22 protein-coding genes are annotated in these 25,722 nt (G+C 62.4%); 6 read left to right on the forward strand and 16 right to left on the reverse strand.

All coding sequences use genetic code 11. The features are described from left to right. Positions 1-44: 44 nt before the first annotated feature. Entirely contained in the window at positions 45-950 is a 906-nt protein-coding gene (locus ACSBPU_RS17060; RefSeq protein WP_442593076.1) for a LysR substrate-binding domain-containing protein, read from the reverse strand. A gap of 130 nt (positions 951-1,080) precedes the next feature. Between ACSBPU_RS17060 and ACSBPU_RS17065 the strand changes: the two genes are divergently transcribed. Together ACSBPU_RS17065 and ACSBPU_RS17070 are read left to right on the forward strand one after the other, a co-directional pair. Continuing rightward, entirely contained in the window at positions 1,081-2,781 is a 1,701-nt protein-coding gene (locus ACSBPU_RS17065) for a thiamine pyrophosphate-binding protein (RefSeq protein WP_442593077.1), read from the forward strand. 95 nt (positions 2,782-2,876) lie between these two features. Beyond that, positions 2,877-4,070 (forward strand): acyl-CoA dehydrogenase, encoded by a 1,194-nt coding sequence (locus ACSBPU_RS17070; protein ID WP_442593078.1) that lies wholly within the window; start codon positions 2,877-2,879, stop codon positions 4,068-4,070. A 129-nt stretch (positions 4,071-4,199) separates the two neighbouring features. On the opposite strand, the gene ACSBPU_RS17075 is transcribed toward ACSBPU_RS17070, so the two are convergent. Beyond that, the gene (locus tag ACSBPU_RS17075) at positions 4,200-4,655 is read right to left on the reverse strand and encodes a MaoC family dehydratase (protein WP_442593079.1); all 456 of its coding nucleotides are present in this window, start codon (positions 4,653-4,655) and stop codon (positions 4,200-4,202) included. Between the two features lie 103 nt (positions 4,656-4,758). Here ACSBPU_RS17075 and ACSBPU_RS17080 point away from each other — a divergent pair, with 103 nt between their 5' ends. Continuing rightward, the gene (locus tag ACSBPU_RS17080; RefSeq protein ID WP_442593080.1) at positions 4,759-5,370 is read left to right on the forward strand and encodes a nucleotidyltransferase family protein; all 612 of its coding nucleotides are present in this window, start codon (positions 4,759-4,761) and stop codon (positions 5,368-5,370) included. On the opposite strand, the gene ACSBPU_RS17085 is transcribed toward ACSBPU_RS17080, so the two are convergent. Genes ACSBPU_RS17085 through ACSBPU_RS17145 form a run of 13 tightly spaced genes read right to left on the reverse strand, consistent with a single transcriptional unit; the run spans position 5,315 to position 21,740 of the window. Further along, positions 5,315-6,985 (reverse strand): thiamine pyrophosphate-binding protein, encoded by a 1,671-nt coding sequence (locus tag ACSBPU_RS17085; RefSeq protein ID WP_442593081.1) that lies wholly within the window; start codon positions 6,983-6,985, stop codon positions 5,315-5,317. The genes ACSBPU_RS17080 and ACSBPU_RS17085 overlap by 56 nt on opposite strands. 23 nt (positions 6,986-7,008) lie before the next feature. Further along, a complete protein-coding gene (locus ACSBPU_RS17090) occupies positions 7,009-8,163 on the reverse strand; it encodes an alpha-hydroxy acid oxidase (protein WP_442593082.1) in 1,155 nt (384 codons plus the stop codon). Between the two features lie 28 nt (positions 8,164-8,191). Then, positions 8,192-8,998: an enoyl-CoA hydratase-related protein gene (locus ACSBPU_RS17095; RefSeq protein ID WP_180066515.1), complete on the reverse strand. Its 807-nt coding sequence runs from the start codon at positions 8,996-8,998 to the stop codon at positions 8,192-8,194. Positions 8,999-9,033: 35 nt separating this feature from the next. Continuing rightward, positions 9,034-9,636, reverse strand: a complete 603-nt coding sequence (locus ACSBPU_RS17100; protein WP_442593083.1) for a UbiX family flavin prenyltransferase — start codon at positions 9,634-9,636, stop codon at positions 9,034-9,036. Positions 9,637-9,643: 7 nt separating this feature from the next. Next, complete coding sequence (locus ACSBPU_RS17105; RefSeq protein WP_442593084.1) at positions 9,644-11,086, reverse strand: UbiD family decarboxylase; 1,443 nt, start codon at positions 11,084-11,086, stop codon at positions 9,644-9,646. Then, on the reverse strand, positions 11,083-12,630 hold the full coding sequence (locus tag ACSBPU_RS17110) for an AMP-binding protein (RefSeq protein ID WP_442593085.1): 1,548 nt from the start codon (positions 12,628-12,630) through the stop codon (positions 11,083-11,085). The genes ACSBPU_RS17105 and ACSBPU_RS17110 overlap by 4 nt, the downstream gene beginning before the upstream one ends. Before the next feature lie 16 nt (positions 12,631-12,646). After that, positions 12,647-13,153 (reverse strand): (2Fe-2S)-binding protein, encoded by a 507-nt coding sequence (locus tag ACSBPU_RS17115; RefSeq protein ID WP_442593086.1) that lies wholly within the window; start codon positions 13,151-13,153, stop codon positions 12,647-12,649. Continuing rightward, positions 13,150-13,983: an FAD binding domain-containing protein gene (locus ACSBPU_RS17120; RefSeq protein ID WP_442593087.1), complete on the reverse strand. Its 834-nt coding sequence runs from the start codon at positions 13,981-13,983 to the stop codon at positions 13,150-13,152. Before ACSBPU_RS17120 ends, ACSBPU_RS17115 begins: the two co-directional genes overlap by 4 nt. Beyond that, positions 13,980-16,973, reverse strand: a complete 2,994-nt coding sequence (locus tag ACSBPU_RS17125) for a xanthine dehydrogenase family protein molybdopterin-binding subunit (RefSeq protein ID WP_442593088.1) — start codon at positions 16,971-16,973, stop codon at positions 13,980-13,982. Before ACSBPU_RS17125 ends, ACSBPU_RS17120 begins: the two co-directional genes overlap by 4 nt. 26 nt (positions 16,974-16,999) lie before the next feature. After that, on the reverse strand, positions 17,000-17,980 hold the full coding sequence (locus ACSBPU_RS17130) for a Bug family tripartite tricarboxylate transporter substrate binding protein (RefSeq protein ID WP_442593089.1): 981 nt from the start codon (positions 17,978-17,980) through the stop codon (positions 17,000-17,002). 37 nt (positions 17,981-18,017) lie between these two features. Continuing rightward, a complete protein-coding gene (locus ACSBPU_RS17135) occupies positions 18,018-19,478 on the reverse strand; it encodes an aldehyde dehydrogenase family protein (RefSeq protein ID WP_442593090.1) in 1,461 nt (486 codons plus the stop codon). A 53-nt stretch (positions 19,479-19,531) separates the two neighbouring features. Continuing rightward, a complete protein-coding gene (locus ACSBPU_RS17140; RefSeq protein WP_442593091.1) occupies positions 19,532-20,563 on the reverse strand; it encodes a Bug family tripartite tricarboxylate transporter substrate binding protein in 1,032 nt (343 codons plus the stop codon). Further along, complete coding sequence (locus ACSBPU_RS17145; RefSeq protein ID WP_442593092.1) at positions 20,553-21,740, reverse strand: mandelate racemase/muconate lactonizing enzyme family protein; 1,188 nt, start codon at positions 21,738-21,740, stop codon at positions 20,553-20,555. Before ACSBPU_RS17145 ends, ACSBPU_RS17140 begins: the two co-directional genes overlap by 11 nt. A 257-nt stretch (positions 21,741-21,997) precedes the next feature. On the opposite strand from ACSBPU_RS17145, the gene ACSBPU_RS17150 reads away from it, so the two are divergent. Genes ACSBPU_RS17150 through ACSBPU_RS17160 form a run of 3 tightly spaced genes read left to right on the forward strand, consistent with a single transcriptional unit; the run spans position 21,998 to position 24,717 of the window. Then, positions 21,998-22,906, forward strand: coding sequence for a LysR family transcriptional regulator (locus ACSBPU_RS17150; protein WP_442593093.1), 909 nt, complete (start codon positions 21,998-22,000; stop codon positions 22,904-22,906). A gap of 12 nt (positions 22,907-22,918) precedes the next feature. After that, on the forward strand, positions 22,919-23,899 hold the full coding sequence (locus ACSBPU_RS17155; RefSeq protein ID WP_442593094.1) for an XdhC family protein: 981 nt from the start codon (positions 22,919-22,921) through the stop codon (positions 23,897-23,899). Continuing rightward, entirely contained in the window at positions 23,896-24,717 is an 822-nt protein-coding gene (locus tag ACSBPU_RS17160; protein WP_442593095.1) for an alpha/beta fold hydrolase, read from the forward strand. Before ACSBPU_RS17155 ends, ACSBPU_RS17160 begins: the two co-directional genes overlap by 4 nt. On the opposite strand, the gene ACSBPU_RS17165 is transcribed toward ACSBPU_RS17160, so the two are convergent. After that, positions 24,710-25,717, reverse strand: coding sequence for an L-threonylcarbamoyladenylate synthase (locus tag ACSBPU_RS17165; RefSeq protein WP_442593096.1), 1,008 nt, complete (start codon positions 25,715-25,717; stop codon positions 24,710-24,712). The genes ACSBPU_RS17160 and ACSBPU_RS17165 overlap by 8 nt on opposite strands. Positions 25,718-25,722 lie beyond the last annotated feature (5 nt).

The following is a 25,722-nucleotide window of genomic DNA, read 5'->3' on the forward strand; positions in this document are numbered from 1 at the left end:
GCCCCAAGCGGGCCACACGCAAGCAATACGACGCGTCGACATTTTCATTCGGCTTCCCTTCCCGGCAATGAGAGGCCTGCCAGCCAGGCTTCGAACGCCAACAAAGCGTCCGATTGCTCCCCCGCCATAGGATAACTAAAAAAATACGCCTCCTTGACTTTCAGCACGCCCTGCGCGGGCATGACCAGCCTGCCGGCATCGAGCTCGTCCTGCGCCAGGAATCTCGGTATCAACGCGACTCCCAATCCGGCATGCACGGCGGCCAGCGTCATCGTGAAGAGTTCGTAGCGCGGGCCCGCGCTGATGGAGGGCAGGTATTCCCAGCCTTGCGCCTCGTACCAGAAGCGCCAGGCATCGGGGCGGGACAGCATGTGAAGATGCGGCAGGCCCGCCAGCGTGGCCTTGGCGTCGCCGTCCGAGCCGAGCAGCTCGGGGACACAGACCGGCAATAGTTCGCCTTCATCGAAAAGCTTGATGCCGGCCGTTTGCGGCCATGGCCGGTCGGCATGATAGATGGCGGCATCGAAGGGATGGTCCTTGAACTGAAAAGGCAATGTCCGCGCGGACAGGCTGACCGATATATCGCCGTGCCTGGACTGGAAGTCCGCCAGCCTGGGCAGCAGCCAGGTGGTCGCCAGCGTGGGCAGCACGGCGATATGGAGGCTGCGGCCCAGCGCGGCGCGCGAAATCAATCCAAAGGTGTCCTTTTCGAGCTGCTCCAGGTGGTGCCGCACGCGCGCCGCATACTCCGCACCCGCATCGGTGAGCGCAACGCGGCGCCGCACCCGGGTCAGCAATTGCACGCCAAGACGCTCTTCCAGTCCCGTCACTTGACGGTAAACGGCGCTGTGCGTCAGCGAAAGCTCTTCCGCCGCGCGTGAAAACGACCCCAGCCGCGCCGTGGCCTCGAAAGCCTGCAGGGCGCCCAGGTTAGGCACTCCGTTTCTCATGTTGTTTCGCTCCGGTGGCTGGGACAGTAGAATCGGCTATTGAGCCGTGATGACGTCTTGCGTAATAAGCAAGACATTGTGCAATTTTATCAATTGCGTTGTGCAAGCAACGCACATTATCCTTCCACCTATGAACAAGCGTCCCAATACCACACTGCGGCCCCGCATCGGCGGCCACATTCTGGTCGATCAACTGGTCGCCCAGGGCGTCGAGCACGTATTCTGCGTGCCGGGCGAAAGCTACCTGGCCGTGCTGGACGGCCTGCATGACCAGGACATACAAGTCACCGTGTGCCGCCAGGAAGGTGGGGCGGCCATGATGGCGGACGCCTATGGCAAACTCACCGGCAAGCCGGGCATCTGCATGGTGACGCGGGCGCCGGGCGCCTCGAATGCCCTGGCCGGCGTGCACATATCATCACAGGACTCCACGCCGCTCATCCTGTTCGTGGGCCAGATCGAGCGCGGCATGCGCGAACGCGAAGCCTTTCAGGAAATGGACTACCGGGCCGTCTTCGGAACCCAGGCAAAGTGGGTCACCGAAATCGATCAAGTCGAGCGCATCCCCGAAATCATTTCGCGCGCTTTCCATGTCGCCACGTCGGGCCGGCCCGGCCCCGTCGTCATTGCTCTGCCCGAGGACATGCTGGTCGAGACGGCGGAAGTCGCCGACGCGCCCCATTACGAAGTCGTGGAAAGCATGCCCACGGCCGGACAGATGAAGGAGCTCGAACAACTCCTGGCAAAGGCACGCAAGCCGGTGGCTATTCTTGGCGGGTCGCGCTGGGACGCCGACGCGGCGGCCAGGTTTGCCGACTCCGCCTCCGCGTGCAAGCTGCCGGTAGCCGTGCAATTCCGGCGCCAGATGCTGTTCCCGACCAATCACCCCTGCTTCATCGGCGACGTGGGCCTGGGCAGCAATCCGGCGCTCATCCAGTACATCAAGGAAGCGGACCTCGTCCTGCTGATCGGCGGCCGGATGTCCGAAGTGCCCAGCCAGAGCTATACCCTGCTGGACATTCCTGTTCCCAGCCAGACACTGGTCCATGTCCAGCCCGACCCGCAGGAGCTGAATCGCGTCTACCGCGCCGACCTCGCCATCAATGTGTCGCCGGCCGCCTTCACCCAGGCTTTGGCTGCGCTGGACCTGGCTCAGCCCTCACCTGTCTGGGCAAATGAACTGTCCCGCATGCGGGACAGTTACGAAGCCTGGACGGATCCGCTACGCATCAGCCATCCCGGCAATTTCCAGATGGGCCAGGTCATGGCGCATCTGCGCACCGTCCTGCCGCCCGACGCCATCATGTGCAATGGCGCGGGCAACTATGCGACCTGGCTGCATCGCTTCCATCCCTTCACGCAGTACGGCACCCAGTTGGCGCCGACTTCCGGCTCCATGGGCTACGGCTTGCCGGCGGCCGTTGGCGCCAAGCGCATTTTTCCGGAGCGCACGGTAGTCTGTTTTGCCGGCGACGGATGCTTCATGATGCATGGCCAGGAATTCGCGACAGCCGTCCAGTACGACCTGCCCATCGTCGTACTCGTCATCGACAACGGCATGTACGGCACCATACGCATGCACCAGGAGCGCGAGTATCCGGCCCGCCTGTCCGCGACGACTCTGCACAATCCGGATTTCGCCGCCTACGCCCAAGCCTTCGGTGGCCACGGCGAACGTGTCGAAACCACCGAACAGTTCGCCCCCGCGCTCGAGCGCGCAACGGCCAGCGGCAAGCCGGCCATCCTGCACTGCCTGCTCGACCCGGAAACCATTTCGCCCACCACGACGCTGGAGAAAATACGCCAGCAGGCCTTGGCGGCACAGTCATGATGGCATGATGCTCCCAGGGTTTTTTAGCGTTAGCAGGCCCCAGGCATCCAGCGCCACATTCTTTTAACTTGAACATCCTGATTTCGGAGCCCCACATGTCGGCAGCCCCTTCCTTTCATTGGCAAGACCCCTTGTTGCTGGATTCCCAGCTTACTGAAGAAGAACGCATGGTGCGCGACGCAGCGCAAGCCTACGCGCAAGACAAGCTTGCCAGCCGCGTCCTCGAAGCATTCCGCCACGAAAAAACCGATCCGGCGATTTTTGCCGAAATGGGCGAACTCGGCCTGCTGGGCTCGACCATACCGGAAGAATACGGCGGCGCGGGCCTGAACTACGTCAGCTATGGCCTGATCGCTCGTGAAGTCGAACGCATCGACTCCGGCTACCGCTCGATGATGAGCGTACAGTCCTCGCTGGTCATGGTGCCCATTAATGAGTTCGGCAGCGAAGAGCAGAAGCGCAAGTACCTGCCCAAGCTGGCGCGCGGCGAATGGATAGGCTGCTTCGGCCTCACCGAACCCAACCACGGCTCCGACCCCAACGGCATGGAAACCCGCGCCGTCAAGACGGCCGACGGCTACAAGCTCACGGGCAACAAGATGTGGATCACCAACTCGCCCATTGCCGATGTCTTCGTCGTATGGGCCAAGGTGGTGGGCGGCGACGACGACGGCAAGATCCGCGGCTTCATCCTGGAAAAAGGCGCCAAAGGGCTGTCGGCACCCGCCATCCATGGCAAGGTCGGCCTGCGCGCATCCATTACCGGCGAAATCGTGATGGACGAAGTGGAAGTGTCCGCTGACCAGATGATGCCCGGCGTCTCCGGCTTGCGCGGCCCCTTCACCTGCCTGAATTCCGCGCGCTACGGCATCGCCTGGGGGGCGCTGGGCGCCGCCGAGGCATGCTGGCACACGGCACGCCAATACACGCTCGACCGCAAGCAGTTCGGGCGCCCTCTTGCCGCGAACCAGCTCATCCAGAAGAAACTGGCCGACATGCAAACCGAAATCACGCTGGGGCTGCAAGGCTGCCTGCGCCTGGGCCGCATGAAGGATGAGGGAACGGCAGCAGTCGAGATCACCTCCATCATGAAGCGTAATTCCTGCGGCAAGGCGCTGGACATCGCCCGCCTGGCCCGCGACATGCTGGGCGGCAACGGCATCTCCGACGAATTCGGCGTGGCCCGCCACCTGGTGAACCTCGAAGTGGTCAACACCTACGAAGGCACGCACGACGTGCACGCGCTGATTCTCGGCCGCGCGCAAACGGGGCTTCAGGCGTTTTTCTGATTTGCCTCGGCTTGGGGTCAGACCCCGTACGGGGTCTGACCCCGGCTATCTGACCCGACCGGTGTGCTTGGGATCAGACCCCGCATGGGGTCTGATCCCGGGTGATTGATCCCGGCCCGGGCGCTGGGGTCAGACCCCATTCGGGGTCTGACCCCCCAGGTCGAACAGGCTGGTGACTTCGACTTCGAACACGTGCTCATCGCGTTGGTTGAACAAGCGCCAGGTCCAACGCATGATGCCCAGGTCGTCGCGAGAAGATGAAATACGAACCGAGTCGATGGTGGCTTCCAGCCTGAGCGCATCGCCGGGGCGTACCGGCAGGATCCAGCGCAGGCGTTCCACGCCCGGCGAGGCGAACGATTCCGAATCTTGCAGCACCGCCTGGGCCGCCATGCGCATGGCCACGCCGCAAGTAAGCCAGCCGCTGCCGATCAGCCCGCCCCAGCGGCCTTCGCGCGCCGCTTCCTTGTCGACGTGAAACCATTGCGGATCGTATGCCTTCGCAAACGCGAGCATCTCTTCTTCGTCGACGATGACGGGAGGATGCTTGAACACCATTCCAGCTTTGAGCTCAGCAAATTTCATTACAATTACTCCAGACCACCACTGTTCAGTTTTTTGTGCCAGCAGTTTAACCCTAGCACGCCCAGGGCCAAGCGAAATAGGCAACTATATAGCACAACACCCCATGCAGCCCATCACCGCAATCATCCTGGCGGCAGGACGCTCCCGACGTTTCGGGCGCGACAAGCGTTTGGAGCCCATAGATAACGTTCCAATGCTCCTGCGCACGGCACAGGTCTACCAGAGCGTAGTGCCCGACACCGTCGTGGTGCTGGGCCCCGCAGATCACGAACTCGCCGCACTGCTCGCCGCGCACGGGATCACATCGCAGCTTTGCAGCGTATCGTCGGACGGCATGGGCAGCACGCTATCCTGGGCGGTGCGGCAGCATGCGCAATCACGAGGCTGGCTGATCACGCCGGCGGATCTGCCCTTCATACATGCCGAGACCGTGAGCAAATTGGTGGAGGCCGGCCAGACGCATCTTCTGGCGGCGCCCTTGCATCAAGGCCACCGAGGCCACCCCGTGTGGTTCCATCGAAGATATCTGGCCGAACTGAGCGCCATCGAAGGCGAGCACGGAGCAAAGTCCGTGCTGACGGCTCATCGACAGGACTTGCATCTGATCGACGTCGACGACGCGGGCTGCGTGCGCGACATCGATCAGGCTTCCGATTTGCCTAGCCTCCTCGCAAGCCCGAGATCGTCAGGCGGGGGGACAAGGCCTCCTGGCTGACACGCAATTCCAGCAGGGCGGCGCGCCCGGAAGCGCGCGCCCGCTCGAATGCCGGCGCAAAGTCCTCGGTGCGCTCGACCAGTTCGGCATGAGCGCCATACGATTTTGCAAGGCCGACGAAGTCCGGATTCACCAGATCCGTGCCATGCACCCGACGCGGATAATGGCGTTCCTGATGCATGCGTATGCTGCCGTACATGCCGTTGTTGACGACGATGAAGACGGGATCCAGGCCATACTGGACCGCAGTAGCCAATTCCTGCCCATTCATCAGAAAGCAGCCGTCGCCTGCAAAACACACCACGGTCTTGCCTGGGTAGACCACCTTTGAAGCGATCGCCGCGGGAACGCCATAACCCATGGTTCCGCTCGTGGGCGCCATTTGTGTACGCACGCCGCGATACTGGTAGTGACGCTGAACCCACAGCGTGTAGTTGCCGGCACCATTTGTGATGATGCTGTCCGCAGGCAAAGTGTCGTTCAGATGCTTCACGACCTCGCCAAGATTGACGCTCCCGTCCATCGGCTCGGGCTTCAGAAACTCCAGGTAATCGCTCCTGCCCGCCTTCGTCCACTCGCCCCAGGCCGGGATCTTGCGGCCCGGCGTCAGTGCGGCCGCCGCCCTGGCGAAATCGCCCATCGCCGAAACAATCGAAAGCTCGGCCTGGTAGACCCGGCCCAACTCATTGGGGTCGGGATGCACGTGAAGAAACCTTTGCGCCGGGCAAGGCACATCGAGCAGACTGTATCCGTTGGTCGTCGTTTCGCCGAGGCGCGCGCCAACGGACAGAATCAGGTCGGCGGCTTTTATCCGCGCGGCGAGCTTGGGATTCATGCCCAGGCCGGCCTCGCCTACGTAGTTGGCATGGCGGTTGTCCATCAGGTCCTGACGCCTGAAAGCGCAGGCCACCGGCAAATCGAATGTCGCGGCGAAGCGCGCGATGTCGTCGCTGGCTTCCTTGGTCCAGCCTCCGCCGCCGAGCATCACCAGTGGACGCTCCGCCGACTCGAGCGCGGCGGCCAAGGCAAGCATGTCCGCCAGCGCGGGCGCCGATCGCGGCGCATGAAAGGTCCGGCCCGGCGCGGCCTCGACCGATTCGACCAGCATGTCCTCGGGCAGCGCGAGCACCACGGGCCCGGGCCGACCCGATGTCGCCACATGGAACGCACGGCTGATGAACTCGGGAATCCGACGCGGGTCGTCGATCTGTTCGACCCATTTTGCGATATGGCCGAACATGTGCCGATAGTCGATTTCCTGCCAGGCTTCACGGCCCATGCAATCGCGCCCGACCTGCCCCACGAAAACGATCAGCGGCGTCGAGTCCTGCCGGGCTGTGTGGACCGCGATGCTTGCATTGGTCGAGCCCGGCCCCCGGGTGACAAAGCAGATTCCCGGCTTGCCGGTGAGCTTGCCATGGGCCTCCGCCATGTGCGCCGCACCGCCCTCCTGACGGCAGACGATGAGCTTGATTTCATCCCGAACCTCGTACAAAGCGTCCAGCACGGCCAGAAAGCTCTCTCCGGGCACGCAGTATGCCGTATCGGCGCCGTGCAGCCGCAAGGCGTCCACCAGCAGTTGGCCGCCAGTGCGCAACCCATTTCCTCCGCTCATTTATTTTTTCTCCCTGTGTATCGTCACGTTGTTGCCTGCGTATCTCTCAAATAGCGCCCGTCGACGCTCGCCAGTTCGGGACACCCCAGGAGCGCCAGGTCCACATCTATCTCCTTCCTCAACAGGCTCAGTGCGTGGAGCACCCCTGTCTCGCCTCCCGCCGCGAGCCCGTACATGAATGGGCGACCCGCAAAAACAAAATCGGCGCCCAGGGCCATGGCCTTGATCACGTCGGTGCCGCGGCGGAAACCGCCATCGACGATGACCGCTGCGCGAGTCACCGCGGCCGCGACCTCGGGCAGCACCTGCAAGGTGGATATGGCCCCATCGAGCTGGCGGCCGCCATGATTGGACACGAGAACGCCGTCGGCCCCGATGCTTTCCGCCATGCCGGCGTCGTCGGCGCGCAGAATGCCCTTGATGACGAGCCTCCCCTTCCACAAGTCCCGTATCCGGCGGATTTCCTTCCAGCTCATTGCCGCCCGCCCGGCGCGATGATCGCCTTTTTGAGCAACGATGATGGGACCGCCGCGCTCGGCAGTGAAATTCTCGAAATGAGGCACGCCCTGGCGAGCCAGTGTCTTCGCAAACGTACCCAGCAGCCACCCCGGCTTCAGCGCCCCCGACAAGGCCAGCCTGGGCGTCCACTTGAGTGGAATCGAAAAGCCGTTGCGCAACTCGTTCTCACGCGTGGATGCGATGGGCACGTCGATCGTCACCACCAGCACGCCGACGCCCGCGGCATGGACCCGCTGGAGCAAGGGCTCTATGACCGCCATATTGGCGGGCAAGTAGGCCTGATACCAGGCGTCCGGATTCTCTCGCAGCACGCGCTCCATCGGCGTGGTCGACGCAGCGCTCAGAACGAAGGGAATGTCCGCTTTGGCGGCAGCTCTGGCCATTGCGCAGTCCCCGTCGTAAGCCACCACGGCGGACACGCCCATGGGACCTATGCCCACGGGCATGGACCAGGCTCTTCCGAACAGGTCGACACTTTGCGATCGCCGCGACACATCGACGAGCGCATGCGGAGTGAATGCCCAACGCTCGAATGCGGACCGGTTGGCCCGCAGGGTGAGGTGGTCCTCGGCCGCTCCGTCGACATAACCGAATATGCCGGCAGGCAGGCGGCGCTTCGCGGCGTTCCGGAGGTCGTCGATCGACAGCATGGCGTTCATGCCCATACACCCTCCAGGCGAGGGTCGATCATGATCCGATGAACTTCGGAGCGCGCTTTCCATGGAAAGCTTCGACGCCCTCGCGGAAATCGTCCGAGGACCGGAGGCGGCTGTAGCAATGGCCTTCGAGCTCTATCGCCACGGACAGCGTCGCATCGTCCGTGTCGTTGAGCAGCTTCTTTGCGGTCCGCTGGGCGATGGGCGAGAAGAACAGCAACTCCTTCACCAGGCTGTCCGTTGCGGCCTCCAGCTCGGCGAGCGGCACGAACTCGGTTGCAATGCCCCAATCGTAGGCCTGCTTGCCCGGAATCCGGCGCGAACGCATGACGACGTCCTTCGTGCGCGTAATGCCCACCATCTTCTGCAAGCGCGCCGACCCGCCGGATCCCGGAATCTGCCCCAGTTTTTGTTCGGGCAGCGCATAGAGCGTCGTGTCGGTCACGATACGGAAATCGCAGGCGAGGGAAATTTCAAAGCCCACGCCGAAGCAGTATCCCTGGTTCACCGCGATGACCGGCTTGGAGCAGCGGGCGGGCGCGGCGATATTCCATGCAAGCTTCGAGACGTGCTCGGGGCTGGCTTCCAGGAAGCCCTTGATGTCCCCACCGCTGGAGAAGTGCTCGCCTTCCGCGCGCAGCACGATGACACGCACTTTCTCGTTCTCGTCCAGGGACTCGAACACCAACCGCAGCTGGTCGCGCTGAGCCATGGAAATAATGTTGAAAGGCGGACGTTTCAGCACGACGTCCGCACGCCCGGTCTCCGTATCGATGCTGACATGAAACCCGTCCAGCTGTTCGAGTTTGTCCTGAGCGGAATGTTTGAGTTGAGACACGATGTTTTCCTTCTTCGGCGATCCGAAAGTTTAAGTTAGTATGAATTGACACTGGCGGGCCGTATGCCATCCCAGCGCCTGATCAGGTTTTCATGAGGGATATCGAAAAGATCGAGGACGCGGCCCACGGTATGGTCCACCATGTCGTCGATTGAAGTTGGCCGCGCATAGAAGGCCGGGACCGGCGGGCAGATGATGGCCCCCATTTCGGTCGCCGCCGTCATGTTGCGCAAATGAGCCAGGTTCAAGGGGGTTTCCCTCGTCATCAACGCCACCCTGCGCCGCTCTTTCAGGGCGACGTCCGCCGCCCGGGCCACCAGATTGTCGGCCAGGCCCAGCGCAATGGCGGCGAGCGTCTTCATCGAGCATGGCGCCACAATCATGCCGGCATTGTGGAACGATCCGCTGGCGATGGTGGCGCCGATGTTCTTGACGCTATGGACCACGTCGGCCATGGATTCGATCTCGGCCCTGGAGATGTCCAGCTCCTGCGAGGCGGTCAGCGCGCCCGACTGGGAAAGCACCAGGTGGCTCTCCCAGTCGGGCAGCGTTTGAAGGTGCTGAAGGATGCGTATTCCATACACCGCGCCGCTGGCGCCGGTAATGGCTACGATCAGTTTCTTCTTGGAGCTCTGCATGGCGGTATCAGGCCTTGTTCCAGTCGACGCGTGCGCCCGGCACGACCTCGATCGAGAGATCCACGTCCATCTCGCCCGGGATCATGACTTTCGTGAACACATGCTCGTGATAGCGGACCGGGCGTGTCGCATCGAGTCCCATTTTGGCGCTCATGCCTTGCTGATGGAGTTCCAGTTCGGCGGTGTCACGGCCACCGTGATAAAGCGTCGTGGACGGATCCAGAACAGAACCCTGCGCACCCGCAATGACGACGAGGTCCCGGTCCGCCTGGAAGCGGGTCGACACGGCCCATTCGACCTGCTGCGGGTCATGGACGTCCACGTCCTCGTCCACCACGACCACATGCTTGATGTCGTAATGCGCGCCGAAAGCGCAAAGGATCACGTTCTTCGGCATGCCTTCATGCGTCTTGCGCAGCTTGACGAACAGGTGGTAGCGTCCCACGCCGCCGATAGACAGGTGCACGTCCTGTACGCCGGGAAAGCTTCGCTGCAGATGAGCGAGCAAAGTGGCTTCCCGAGGGATGGAGCCTAGAAGCAGATGCTCCATCTCGGCCGGCACGATGGTGTGGTAAATGGGGGAAGTCCGATGCGTAACCAGGTCAACGTCGATGACCTCGCGGAACTCGCGGGCGCTGTAGTACTTGGGAAACTCTCCGAACGGGCCTTCTTCATCGCGCTCGCCCGGCAGGATGCGCCCTTCGATGACGATTTCCGCATTGGCCGGCACGCGCACGTCGTTGCTCAGGCACTTGACCACGTCCAGCGGCTTGCCATGCAGGGCGCCCGCGATCTCCAGCTCATCGTAATCGATGGGTGTGATGGCTTGCGAGGCGAGCAGGGTCAGAGGATCGGCGCCGATGACGATGGCAACCGGCAAGGCCTGACCCGCGGCTTCCGCTTCTTTGTAAAAAGCGTACAGATGCCGCGGCAGCATGAGCAGGGCCATGCGGCGCTTTCCATGTACCTGGATCCGATTGATCGATACGTTCTGGATGCCGGTCACGGGGTTTCGGGCGATGACCATGCCGGCCGTGATGTAAGGGCCACTGTCGTGCTCGCTGTGCGTGGGGATCGGCAACAGGCTGTGCATGTCCACGTCGCGATGCACGACTTGCTGGCATGGCCCCTGCCCCGCAGGCAGCTCGTTCCAGGGCATGGGGCTGTCGGCCGCCTCGCGGAAGCGCTCCAGCAGTTGGGCCTCGGTGACGCCCATCGCTTCAGCGATCCAGCCGCGGCGGGACATGAACCCCGAAACCACAGGAATCCCATGCCCGCCTGGCTTGGGGAAATACGCGGCCTTGCTGCCATCGAGCCGTTTAGCAATGGCGGCCAGCCTGTGCTTGAGCGGCGTGTTCTCGCGCACCACTGCCATGCGATCGGTTTCGGAAAGGTGATGCAACCATCCGCGAAGATCCGAATAGACGGTGCCCATTGACGATTGACTCATGTTTCTGTGACTCCTGTTGATTTGTCGCTCTCGTATTCACCCGCTACGAGCTTGCGGCGCAGAATTTTCCCGACCGGCGATTTTGGAATTTCGCGGACGAACACGTATTCCCGTGGGCGCTTGAAGTTCAGCAGGTCCGACCTGCGGCAGTGCGCATCGAGTTCCTCTGCGTCGATGGCATGCTTGCGCTTCACGAAGGCAACGACCCGCTGTCCCCATTTTTCGTCGGGCAGGCCGGTGACCGCGACTTCGTCCACCGCATCGTGCAGCGACAGCACCGACTCGATATCGACGGGAGAGATGTTTTCTCCGCCGCTGATGATCATGTCGTCCACGCGTCCCGTGACGAACAGGTCGCCGTCGCCGTCGACATAGCCGGTGTCGCCGGTGAAGTACCACCCTTCCCGTATGGATTTCGCATCGGCGTCGGGGCGGTTCCAGTAGCCTTCGAAAGCCTCGTCACCCACGAGGTCGGCAATGATCTGCCCTTCCACGCCCGGCGCCACCTGCTCATCGGGGCCGGCCGCGTCCAGCTTCACCAGTTTCAGCCGCGCATTGATGCCGGCGCGCCCCGCACATCCCGGCTTCTCCAAGGCCCGCTGGTTGATCGAGACCGTGTAGATTTCAGAGGAGCCATAGTGGTTGACGAAGAGCTCGGGCTGGAATGTCTGCTGAACCTTCTTCAGCAAGCCATCCGACATCGGGGCGCCAGCAAATCCCAGTTTGCGCACCGATGCGATGTCCGCCTTTCGACGCTCCAGCATGCCGAGAATTTCGTGGTATAGCGTGGGGACGAGGTACAAGCAGCTTATTCTTTCCGACTCGATCAGATCGAGCGCAGCCTGGGCATCGAATCGCGGCATGCAAACGAACACGCCATCGACCAGCGCCATGGAAAGCAGCGAACGTACACCCATCGTGTGATAAAGAGGCATGACGCCCAATGTGCGTTCACCGGTCAGATAGAGATTCTGGGCGACATGGCCCAGGGCCGCGGCGCGCTCGTGCCGATGGCGGCGCGGAACTCCTTTCGGTTTGCCCGTCGTCCCTGACGTGTAGAGCATGAGCGAGTAATCGCCGCTGTCTGCGCAAGGGATGAGTTCAGACGGCCCCTGCAACTGCAGCGCCTCGAAGCTCATGCCCTCCGGCTGCTGAACGACGCCGACCGACACGCGCGCAATGCCGGCGCTCTCGGGGGCCGCAAGCACGGCCTCTTCGCTGACTGCCTCATAGAAGACGGCTTTCACTTGCGCGTCTTGTATGCAATATCCTACTTCTTCGGGCTTGGCGCGCCAGTTGAGAGGCGTGATCACGAGGCCCAGGAACTGACAAGCCCAGTGCAGGGTCGCCATTTCGTAGCGGTTCTGCAATACGGCAAGCACACGGTCGCCACGTATGAGCCCCAAGCGCTCTAGCCCGCCGACCAGCTTCGCAATCTCCGCTCCCCAATCCGCATAGCTCAATCTTCTTTCCCCGTCGACGATCGCCAGCGCCGTCGGACTGCGTTCCATGCTTTGGAGAAATGTTCTACCCAGGTCCAGCATTTTTATCTCCGGTGGTTCAGTTGGAGACGGCAGCGCGCCGCTCCGCTGCCGTCTCCAGTACGGCTTTGACAATATTGGTGTATCCGGTGCAGCGGCAAAGATGGCCGGACAGCATTTCCCTGACTTCAGTCTCCGTCGGATCCGGCTTGCGCTTGAGGTAGTCCTCGCAAGACATCAATATGCCGGCTGTGCAAAACCCGCATTGCAAAGCGTGGTTCCGGCGAAACGCGGCCTGCAGGTCGCTCAGCCCCTCATCGTGGCCGGAAAGCCCTTCGACGGTGTCGACGCGCCTGCCCTCGGCCTGTACCGCCAGAGTCATGCAAGAGCGCTGCGCAACGCCGTCGATCTGGACGGTACATGCGCCGCATACCCCATGCTCGCACCCAACATGCGTGCCCGTCGCGCCCAATTCATGACGCAGGAAATCCGAGAGCAAGGTGCGCGCTTCGCAGCGCCCGCTGCGGGCGTTGCCATTCAACGTCAATGCGACTGTGCGGGTTTCGCCTTTCTTCAATTGGCTCATGCCTGTACCTCTTTCGCCTGCACGGCTTTCATCATCTTCTTCCCAAGCCGTCTTACGAGATGCCTGCGGAATTGCGCGCTTGCGTGGTGATCGTCCTGGGCCTGCAAATCCCAGGCGAACTCGTTGAGCGCATCGTCGAAGCCCGATTCGTCGAGCCCTTCCCACTCGCGCGCGACCGGGCGATCCGCGACTCCGCCCACGGCCAGGCGCAGGCGTCGTCCATCGGCGACCGCGGCCACCGACGCCATGGCGAAATCGCCGTGCCTGGCGGCGAACTCCAGGAAGGCCACTTTCTGTCCCGGCTTGGCGAGCGGAAAACGCACCTCCTCGACCAGTTCGTCCGGCTGGCGTGCCGTGGTCAGCATGCCCTGGAAGAACTCCTGCGCCTTCAGGCTGCGCCGCGACTTCTTGTTGCGAAGCACGACTTCGCCGCCCAAGGCCACCAGCACCAGCGGCAACTCCGCGCTGGGATCGGCGTGAGCCACCGAACCGCATACGGTGCCGCGGTTGCGGATCTGGAAGTGCGAGATATAGGGAATTGCCTGGGCCAGCAAAGGGACCTCATCCGCCAAGTTGGCACGCCACTCCACGCTGGCCTGTGTTGCAGCAGCGCCGACCGCCATGTGGCCTTTCTCGATGCGCACGTAATCCAGATCGGCCGTGCGGGAAATATCGATCAGCGCGGATGGCTGTGCGAGCCGCATGTTCAGCACCGCCATCAAGGACTGCCCCCCCGCGAGAATCCTCGCGTCGTTGCCTAGTTCGGCCAGCAGGGCGACCGCTTCCTGAGCGGAATTCGCAGCCAGATAGTCAAATGCATATGGCTTCATTTCGCCCCCCTCAGAAACCGCAACAGACGCGCCCAAAGCGAAGGACTGGCAACTGCGGGGCTTTCGCCCGACGCCTGCCGGCCCAGTTGTTCGAACAGTTGGCCCAGAACGATGCGCGCCGCACCCTCCAGCATCCGCCCGCCCACTGCCGCGACCTTGCCCGACACCTCGGCCTCATAGTCGTACTTGAGCAAGGTGCCTTTCGCATTGGGTTCGAGCCGAACCATGCCGGTCCCCTTCGCGGAACCGACGCTCGACAATCCCGCGCCGGATAGGCGCAGGCTGTTCGGCGGATCCAGCTCGCTCAGGGTCACCTCGGCGGCGTAGCGCGCCTTGATCATCCCGATGCCTACCGTCACGTCAGCCTTGTATTGATTCTTGCCGATGCTCTGCAATGCGTTGCAGCCCGGAATGACTTTCGCCAGCGCACTCGGATCCAACAGCACGGCAAACACCGCTTCCTGGCCGGCGGACAACTGGACCTCGCCGCTTGCAGTCAGCGCCTTGCCGCCCTTTGCCGCAACCGGTGCCGTGCTGGACGGCGTCCGGGCGGAGGGCGGATCATCGATGCCGATCAGTCCCATTACCCGCGACGGCGTGAGCGGCAGCGTGAGATCCTTGATGGAGAGCGCGTCCGCCACGGCATTCGCGATGCAGGGCGGCGTGCTCATGTTGTTCCCCTCGCCCAAGCCTTTCGCGCCCAGTGGCGTAAAAGGAGACAAGGTCTCCTGGTGCACGATGACCGGCTCGGGCACTTCGCAGCTGGTTGGCAGCAGGTAGTCGGCAAAGGTGCCGGACAGAAAGCTGCCATCCGGGCCGTACTGGAATTCCTCCATCAAGGCGGCACCCATGCCTTGTGCGAACGCGCCGCGTATCTGGCCGTCCGCCAGCGCGGGATTCAGGAGCCGTCCGGCATCATGACCGGTGACATAGCGGTCTATCCGCACGCGGCCCGTGTCGCGATCGACCTCGACGCCGCAGATATCGAAGGTGAAACTGTAGGCGGCCGAGGTGTTCACGCGGTCGTCCTCGTCGGGCGGCGTCAATTGCTCGGGCGTCCAGAACACCGTCTCGCGCAAAGGCGGCTCCATGCCTCCCGGCAACAGTCCCGGTGCCCAGTGCGAACTTCCCGCCGTGCGGGCAAAGGGCAGGCTGCGCGACGCATCGCCCTTGACTTGTATTCTCCCGCCATGGAATTCCAGCTCGTCCACTTCGCAAGCCAGTTGTCCAGCGGCAATGCGCGCCAGTTTTTCTCGCAACCGGTTGGCGGCCAGATGCACGGCACCGGCCACCGCCCCCGCGAACCTGCTGGAATAGTTTCCGGCGGCGACGGACCAGGCGTCCTTCTGCGTATCGAAATCCACATTGACGACGATCTGCGCCGGTTCCAGCCCGAACACGTCGGCCGCCACCTGGGCGCAGACAGTCCGGTGGCCTTGGCCCGCCGGCGAGGATGCCACCACCACCGTCAAGCCGCCCAAGGGGTCCACGCTGATGGTGGCCGCGGCGATGGCGCCGTTCTTGGGACCCGCCTTGGCGCGCATCTCGGGTGTCAAGGCAATGGTGATGTAGCCCATGTTCGATATGGAAGGCTCCACAATGGCGCAAAAACCCACCCCGTATAACCTTCCCTCCGCCCGCGCGGCCGCGCGCCGTTCGTACAGTTCGTCCAGCCCGCCTTGCGACACGGCCTTGTCCAGCAAGCTTTCGTAGTCGCCCGAATCGAGCAATGCGCCCGCGACCGTGCGATAGGGAAAGGCGTCCGGCTGCACGAAATTGCGCCGGTACACGGTAAGCGGGTCGATGCCGAGCTCCACCGATATACGCTGCATGAGCCGCTCGAGCGCAAAATAGACCTGCGGCCCGCCGAATCCCCGTACCAGGCCGGTGGGCATTTTGTTGGTAAGAAGGATGCGATTGCGTACCTTCAGGTTGCGGATGGCATAGGCACCGGTCAGCACCCCATGCATCCGATAGAAAGTCGCCGGCTCAGGTGCGCGCAGATAGGCGCCGCAGTCGTCCACCTGGTCGTAACTCAACGCGGTGATGCGCCCCTCTGCATCGACCGCGGCCTCCAGCCGTGTCAGGCGCCCAGTGGCCGAGGTAGCCGCCGTCAGATGTTCAAGGCGATCCTCCACCCACTTGACCGGTGCGCCGGCCTTGCGCGATGCCAGGCACATCAGAACGATGTAGGGGAACACCGCCTGCTTGACACCAAAGCTGCCGCCGGAATCGCGAAACCCCCGGTGACGGAGCTGCGTGCCGGGTATATTCAGCGCCAGCGCCATGACCGTATGCAACGAAAACGGACCCATGAAGTTGGAGCTGACTTCGTAGCCTTCTTCGGAGGAAATATACTCGGCGACGACGACGGCGCCTTCGATCGGCGTACAGGAGTTGCGCGGATACTTCGCGATCAACTCGATGCGGTGTGCCGCTTCGGTAAATGCCTTGTCGGGGTCGCCGTAGCTGAAGTTCCGCTCGCTGACGACGTTGCTGCCGACTTTGTCATGCAGCACGGGCGCGTCGCAAGACAGCGCCTGCTCGATCTCGACCGCCACAGACAGCGGCTCATAGCGCGCCTTCACCAGGTCGGCGCCATCTTCAGCCAGGTAGCGGGATTCGGCGACAACCACCGCCACAGGCTCGCCCACGTAGCGCACTCTGTCCATGGCCAGCGCCCATTGCTCCATCGGCTGCTTGACGCCGACGACAAAAGGCCGGGACCACGCCCTGATGTCCTCTCCGGTCAACACCGCCCTTACGCCTCCCAGCGCAAGCGCCGCACTGGCGTCCACATCCAGGATGCGCGCATGCGCGTGGGGTGAGCGGACAACGGCAGCGTAGAGGGTGCCGGGCTTGACGCCCATGTCATCGCCATAGCGCCCACGCCCCGTCAATAGGGTGGCATCCTCGATGCGTTCTGCCCGACGGCCGACATGCGGCTGATCGGCCACTGCGTCACCGGCTCTATCCTCTACCTGCTGCATAACGTTAGACCTCGCTTCGGAACGGCTTAGTTGGCCTTGATTCCGGTGTCTTTGACGACCTTCGACCACTTGTTCATCTGCTCATGGAAGAACTTTTGGAAGTCTTCCGGAGAACCGCTCAAGGTCTCCACGCCCTGCTTCGCGAAGATGTCCTGCACTTCCGGCGTGGCGATCGCCTTTTGCAGCTCGGCGTTGATCTTGGCGACGACCTCCGCAGGGGTGCCGGCGGGTGCGAATAGCCCATAAGGCACTGCCACCTCGAAATCGGGATAACCTTGCTCGGCGACGGTGGGTACGTCCGGGGCGAGCGTGGACCGCTGCTTGCTTGTAATGGCCAATGCGCGCATCTTGCCGGCCTGCACGTGTGGCAGCACGTGCGGAACGTTGTCGAACATCACGTCGACTTGCCCGCCCAACAGATCGGTGATCATGGGCGCGCTGCCTTTGTATGGAATCTGGGTCAGATCCGCGCCGGTTTCGTTCTTGAAATATTCCATCGTGACGTGGTTCGAGCTGCCGTTCCCCGCCGACGCGTAGTTGAACTTGCCTGGCTCGGCCTTGGCGCGCGCGACCAGATCCGATACGGACTTGATCGGAGAATCGGCACGGACCACCAGCAGATTGCGCGACTGCGCGCCGGCGATGACGGGCACGAAGTCCTTTGCCGTGTCATAGGGCAGCTTCTCGTGCAGATACTGGTTCAGTATCAGCGGAAAGCCATTGATCAGCAGCGTATAGCCGTCGGGTACTGACCGGGCGACCATTTCCGTTCCCACGATGGTACCCGCGCCGCCTTTGTTCTCGACCACGACCGGCTGGCCCCAAGCCTCTTGCAGCTTGCGGGCGAAAAGGCGCCCCAGCGTGTCATTGAAGCCGCCCGGAGCGTAGGGAACCACTATCCTAATCATTTTCTCGGGGTACTTTGCGGCGGCATCGGAGGCTTGCGCCACCGTCGCTGCCAGGCACAGACCCGTTGCAGCCAGAAACTTCAGTCCAAGATTTTTCATTTCATCTCCTCAATGATGGGAACATCGATGCGCCGACCTATGCGGTCAAAACGCCTACGCTTTGATAAATATGTTTGATTTCCATGAAGTCGATGAGCGCATCGTAGCCATGCAAGCGGCCTAGTCCGCTGCGGCGATAGCCGCCCGTCTCCGCTTCCGCGAACAGCTTGTTGTGATCATTCAGCCAGACCGTGCCATTGCGCAGTGCGCGGGCCACGCGCATGAAGCGCGCGCCGTCATGGGTCCAGACGCTGGCGGACAAGCCGAACTCGCTATGATTGGCACGCTTCACGGCGTCCGCCTCGTCCGAGAACCTTTCCAGGACCAGCAAAGGGCCGAATATTTCTTCCTGTATGAAGAACGCGCTGGTGTCTTCATGCGCGAGCAGGGTCGGCAGCAAGTAGCTGCCGTTCGCTAGATCGCCCGAAGGCCTGCCGCCCCGCAGCACGACCTCATCAGCACAAGCCACGGCCTCTTCAATCCGGCTTTCCACCTGCTTTCTCGCCGCCTCATCGATGAGCGGCCCCATTTGCATGCCCGCCGCCAAGCCGTTTCCAACCCGTAAGCTGGCGAGCGCATCGCGCAACGCCGTCCTCATTGCGTCGTACTTCGATTCATGCACCAGGACACGTCGCGCCGCGGTGCATTGCTGTCCGGAAATGATGGTTGCAGCGGCCGCCAGCGCCGGCGCCACCTGATCGACATCCGCGTCTTCGAAAACCAGGCAACTGGATTTTCCACCCAGCTCCAGAGAAAGTTTCTTCATCGTGGGTGCCGCTGCGGCCATGATGCGCTGCCCGACCGCATTCGAGCCCGTGAAGCTGATGACATCGATGTCGGGCGACTCCACCAGCCGGCTCGCCACCTCGTGGCCCTGCTCCGTCACCAGATTGACGACGCCGGGCGGCAAACCTTCGACGCCGTGCAGTTCGCGCATCACGGCAATCGAAATCAGGGCGGTCTGAGGCGCAGGCTTCACTACCGCCGTGCATCCTGCCGCGAGCGCGGGAGTCAACGCACGGATCAACAGCACCACGGGCGCATTCCAGGGAACGATGATGCCGGCCACGCCCGCCGGCTCCTTGATCAATGTGGAGAAAGCCCCGGGCTCCACCTCAAAGACGTGCCCGGGTATGTATCGCGTCAGGCCCGCGTAATAGCGTATTTCGGATATGGCGCCCGCCATCTCGCCTCGGGACTGTGCGATCGTCTTTCCGTTCTCGAGCGTAAGCAAGCGTGCGAATTCTTCCGCCTTGCTTTCCAGACGGTCCGCCCAGCGCAGCATCACCAGCTGACGCACGCGGGGATTCTGCGACCAGCCGGCCCGCTCGAACGCCCGTCTTGCCGCGCTTATGGCCGCCTCGGCGTCCTGTTCATCGCTCGCTGCGAATCGGCCCAGGACCGCTCCGTCGGCGGGATTGATGCTCTGTCCGGCAGCGCCGCCGGCAGCCGGCAGCCATGCGCCATCGATCAGATTATTTGCATCGTGCAGATTCATGTTTCCCTCCTTGTCAGCCATGGCCATCCTTGCTGATACACCAGGCATGGCCCTTACTGGGCCTCTATCCCCGCTTCTTGGACAACGCGTTTCCAAAGGTCGAGCTGACCATTGATGAAGTCGGCGAAGGCTTCACGGCTGCCGCCGTCCGGTGTCACGCCCTGCTCGGCGAACACGTGCTTGACGTCCTCCATCTGAAGCACCTTGTTCATCTCGCGATTCAGCGTCACGAGAATGTCGTCTGGCGTGCCCGCAGGTGCGACGAAGCCATGCCACGAGGAAACCTCGTAACCTTCCACGCCGGCCTCGGTCACCGTCGGCACGTCGGGCAGCACCGGAGAACGGGTGGCGTGCCCGATTGCAATGGGACGCACCTTCCCTGTCTGTATGAAAGGCAGCGCATGAGGCAGCGCATCAAAAGCGATTTCAATCTGGCCGCCCGCCAGGTCCGTGAGCATGGGGCTGCTTCCTTTGTATGGGACCTGCGTCATCGATATCTTGGCCATGCTTTCAAACAGCGCCATGGCCAGATGGTTCGACGATCCGGGACCTGACGAGCCGTAGTTGATCGCCCCGGGGTTCTTTCGCGCCTTCTCCAGAAGATCGGAAAGGGACCGGATGGACGACTCCGAGTTCACCACGAGCACCATGGGGGAACGTCCCGCCAGCATGATGGGCGCGAAATCTTTGCGCGTGTCATAGGAAATGCTCTTGTACAGCCACGGGTTCGCTGCGAAAGGAAACTGGATCACCAGCAAAGTGCCGCCATCCGCTGGGGATTTTGCCACTTGCGACGTACCGATCATGGTGCCCGCGCCCGGCTTGTTGTCCACGATGAACGGCTGACCGAAAATATCGCCGAGCTTGTTGCCCATCAGCCGACCCAGCGTGTCGTTGAACCCGCCGGCGGGATAGGGCACGATGATCTTTACGGGTTTTTCGGGATAAGCTGCTGCGGCCGGCCCTGAAATCCCGACGGCCGCCAGCGAGATCGCCAGCGCCGTCAGCAAGGTGCGACGAAGTTTATGAAAGGGCCGTTCCAGACGAACGGCGCCACCGACTCGGATTGTCTCTTTATTCAACATAAGCTGGCCCCTCTATGAATGGGTGTTTTAGTAAGAATTCTTCGTCGACGACCACGCCGATGCCAGGACCCTCCAGCGGACGGACGCAGCCGTCTTTTCCCAGGATGTACGGGGCGTCGACCAATTCGTCGCGAAGCAGATTGTTGCGGGAGGCGTCGGCTTCAAAATAGCCGGCATTGTCGATCGCGCTGAGGAAATGGACTGTCGCCGCCATATTGATCCCAGTCATCGAGATATGCGGATGAACCGGCAGGTGATAGGCGGAAGCCATTGCGGCGATGCGCAGGCATTCAGTCAGGCCACCCGCCTTGGAAAGATCGGGCTGCAGAACTGACACGACCCGGTCGTCGATCAAGCGCGTGAACTCATAACGCGTGTAGTGGTTTTCTCCCGCGGCGAATGGCAGCTTGCCGAAGGGGCGCGCCAATTCATAGCTGCGATAGTCATGGGGAGCGAAAGGCTCCTCGAGCCAAGCAATGTTCAAATCGTCGAGCACCGGCATTGCGCGCGCGGCGTCCGCCAGGCTGTAGGCCATCATGGCGTCGGTCATGATGTGCAGATCGTCACCCAAGGCTTTGCGCACCGCGCTGACACGCGCGACATCCCGTTCGACACGATCACCGATGCGTAGCTTGATTGCGGTGAATCCGCGCTCGATATGCTCGGAGGCTTCCTGGACCAGGCTGTCCGGTTCCTGCCAGCCCAGGGCGACGCCGCCCGCGTAGGCCGGCAGCGGGCGGGACGCCCCGCCCAGCAGACGATACAAGGGCATGCCCGCGGCCTTGCCCCGGATATCCCACAAAGCCATGTCCAGGCCGCTCATCGCCAGGACGCAAGCGGCACCCAGCCCCATGCCGCGCAACTGTCTTTCATAGACGGTGCGCCAGATGCCGACGGTGTCATGGGCGTCGCGCCCGAGCACCATCTCGCGCAAGGCCGTATTAATGAAGTGCGCAATCGTGGTGTGCGCGCGCCCGTGATGGGATTCCCCGTAACCGATCAGTCCGCAATCGGTCGTCACCTTCACGACCACCGCGTCGCGCTTGACGGCGCGCCCGACGCCCAGCCTTACGCTGTTGCTTTCGGATACCGGCACCGATATCGGATACGCCTGCAGGTCGCGGATCCGCAAGGGGTCCACCATGCCTCGCTTGCCTTGTTCATCGATTGCCGACATTCCGCCTCCCTGCGACCACCCCGCCTCTTGTGCCGTGAAGGCGCGGACGGATTTGATAAAGAAGCGAGTTTAGTTCCGAGCATCAATCAGATCAATTAATATATAATTATTGTTTTAATCACTATTAATGATATCAAGTAAATGGAACTGCTACTGGTTTAGTTCTATACTTTTTATTATTCTAGTAGAAGCTGTATTTTTATATATCATTTTTTCTTATCAACGAGATCAACATCCCTTTACCTCACGGGAAAGCCATGGAGCTACGCCAGATCCAATATTTTGTGTGCCTGTTCGAAGAAGGCACGGTGACGCGTGCGGCAAAGCGGCTCAATATCGTGCAGCCCGCGCTCAGCATGCAAATCGCGAAGCTGGAGGAAGAGCTTGGTCAGAAGCTCTTCGAACGCAGCCAGCAAGGCATGCAGCCCACCAATGCGGGCAGGCAGATGTATCGGCTATTCCTTCCGATCCTGCGCGACATCGTCCATGCACGCGATCAGCTTCTCCATACTGACGGAGAATTAAGCGGCCACGTCAACGTCGGCATGATCGCGTCCATCGCCCAGGGGGTCCTGGCCGACGCCTTGCGCGAATATGCCGAACTGCATCCCAAAGTCAGTGTCACGGTGGCCGATGGCTATAGCACCATGCTTGCGGACTGGGTGGCCGGAGGCCAGCTGGATGCCGCCGTCATCAACAAGCCGCGGCGGCCATTAGGCTTGAACATGGAGCACATCATCGACGAGGATCTCACGCTGATCACCGGCACTGACTACCGGCAGTCCTTGCCGCCCAGCGTACCGTTCCGTATGGTTCAGGAACTTGAACTCGCGTTGCCCACGCGTCATCATGGTCTGCGCGCGATTCTGGAAAGCTTCGCCCAAGCGGAGGATGTCGACCTTTCTCCGAAGCTGGAAACCGATTCCGTCATTTCCATTTTGAAGCTGGTCGAGAGGACGCAGTTCGCCACCATACTGCCGCGGATCTCCATTGCGAACCGCCAAGAACTGTACGGGCTTCGATGCTACCCCATCATTTCGCCCCGGCTCGTCCGCCAGGTGGTATGCGTCACGCATCCACGGCGCCCTCTGAACCCAGCCAGCGCGGCGTTCATTTCCATCATCACCAAGCGTCTGCGGTCACTGGATGCAGGGCCTGAACATTAATATCGGCACGACATGGACAGCACAGACATCGAGGCACTCGCCGCAGCGGTTCAATGGTTATCGGAAGACAGGCGCGCCATGCTGGCCACCGTCGTCCATACTTGGGGCTCCGCCCCCCGCCCTCCCGGGTCCATGATGGTCATCCGCAGCGACGGCCACGTGAAAGGTTCCGTCTCAGGCGGATGCATCGAAGACGACTTGATACGCAAGGTGCAGGCGGGCAATGGCATGCAATGCTTTCCGCAGACGCTGGTCTACGGCCTGGGCGCCGACGAAGCGCACCGCTTCGGGCTGCCCTGCGGCGGAACATTGAAACTGGTGATAGAGCCGGTCACCGCGGCGTCGAGCCTGCCGGAACTGCTGGCCTCGTTGCGGCGCGGGCAGCTCACCCAGCGCAAGCTCGACCTGCGCAACGGCACGGCGACGCTGACCCCGGCGGAAAGGGCTGGCCCCCTGCACTACGACGATCACTATCTGATCACCACCCATGGGCCGCAATTCCGCCTCGTCATCATCGGCGCGGCGCAAGTATCGCGCTATGTCGCCAACATCGCCCTGAGCCTGAACTACGAGGTGATCATTTGCGACCCGCGCGAAGAGTACCTGGATGAATGGGATATTCCCGGCGTGCAGCTGTCGCGCGAAATGCCCGACGATCTGATTCTTCGCCTGGAACTGGATCCGCATTGTGCCGTGCTGACCCTGACGCATGACCCCAAGCTGGATGACATGGCCTTGCTCGAGGCCTTGAAATCGCCGGCGATGTATGTCGGCGCCCTGGGCTCGCGGCTCAACAACGAACGCCGACGCGAACGCCTGACCCTGTTCGACCTGAGCCCCGCGCAGATCGGCAAGCTGCGGGGCCCGGTCGGCTTGTACCTGGGTTCCCGCACGCCACCGGAAATCGCGGTGTCCATCATGGCCGAGATAACAGCCGTGCGCAACGGCATAGAGGTTTTGCAAAAGTATCCCCTATCGGAAACCACGACATGAGCCGGATCGAGCACCACGATGCCTGTTTGCGATTACCGTCCGGAACCGTCCAGCTGGAATCGCGCTGGATCGCCCCGGAGCGCAGCAATGCACCGCTATTGGTTTTCCTGCATGAGGGCCTCGGCTCGATCGCGGCATGGCGCGGCTGGCCGGAATCCTTGTGTGCCAGCCTGAAATGCAGGGGCTTCGTCTTCTCCCGGCAGGGATATGGCCGCTCGCTGCCGGCGCCTCGGGCCGATGAATGGCCCATGGATTATCTGAAGCGCGAAGCAATAGAGCTCATGCCCGCCGTGCTCGACGCCGCCGGCATCGATCCGACCCGAGACCGCCCAGTCATTGTGGGTCATAGCGACGGCGGCTCCATCGCCCTGCACTATGCGGCCGCATTTCCCGAGCATGCCGAGGCAGTAGTCGTCATCGCGCCTCATGTGTACGCAACCGGTGTCAATTTCGAACTGATCGGCCAGCTGCAGCGCAATTACACAGGCTCAGCCCTTCAGCGTTATCTGGCCGGTTTCCACGACCATCCCGACGACGTATTCTGGCGCTGGAGCAAACGCTGGACTTCGCCCGAGTTCCGCCAATGGGACATCACGGCGTGCCTGCGGAACATATCCGCCCCGTTGCTGGCGATACAAGGCCGTGATGATCAATACAGCACGCTGGACCAGCTGTACGAGATTGCGCGCCATGTCGTTCAGGTGGAGCTCATGATTCTTGAAAAATGCCGGCATACGCCGCAGCTGGAATACCCAGTGATGCTGGCCCAACGCATCGCTTCCTTCCTGGACGGAAGGAGACCGCGTTCCCCTATCTGAAAGCCGCTGCCGCGCGGCCGATGCGGTCATTCACGGCCTGCCATTCCGGCAGCGCCGGGGGCTGTTCAAGTACGATGCCCGAGTAGGCTTGCTCATCCAGATGGCGAAGCAGCGCATACAGTTCACGCGCATAGGCTTCTGGATCGCGGGCGCCGGAAATCCAGTCCACGTCGGGGCCGGGCGGGGCGTCGGGCGCCGAAAACGCCACCACCGCGATGCGTCCCTTGCGATGCTCGTCCGCCATCCGCAGGATGTCCCGCCGGGGCAGAATCTGCAAGGGGGTGCGAGGCGCATAATGGGCTTTCAGCGTACCCGACGCGCGAGGCGCAGAGGCATCGGGACGCGCGGGCTCCCTGCCAAGCACCGCCGCGATCTGCGCAGCGGTGACATGCCCAGGCCTGAGCAGGACCGGCCCCACGCCCTTGCCTATGCGCGAGACATCGACAATGGTCGACTCGATGCCCACCTGCGACGGCCCCCCTTCGAGCACCAGCAGTGCATCGGGGCCGAGCTCCGGAAATTCGCTGCGGACGTGCGCGGCATGAGTGGGCGATACCTGTCCGAATTTATTGGCCGACGGCGCCGCCACGCCGCCCTGCCCGCCCGGCTTCAGGCTTGCGAACCGACGCAACAATGCCTGCGCCACCGGATGCGAAGGGCAGCGCAGGCCTATGCTGTCCTGCCCGCCGCTGACCGCGTCGGGGATATGCGGTGCGCGAGGCAGGATCAGGGTCAGCGGCCCCGGCCAGAAAGCCTGAATGAGCGCACGCGCTTCCGGCGGCAGTGTTCCCGTCCAATAGGCAAGATCGGCTTCCGGCGCGACGTGCACGATGATGGGATGCCCCGACGGGCGGCCCTTGGCAGCATAGATGCGGGCAACCGCGGCCGGATTCTCGGCATCCGCGCCCAGGCCATATACGGTCTCCGTGGGAAAAGCCACCAGCCCGCCGGCGGTCAGCCGCGCTGCGGCTTCCGTCAGCATATGGTCCATATCGGACATGGAAG

This window comes from Parapusillimonas sp. JC17 (assembly GCF_052180245.1).
Classification (GTDB): Bacteria; Pseudomonadota; Gammaproteobacteria; order Burkholderiales; family Burkholderiaceae_B; genus Parapusillimonas.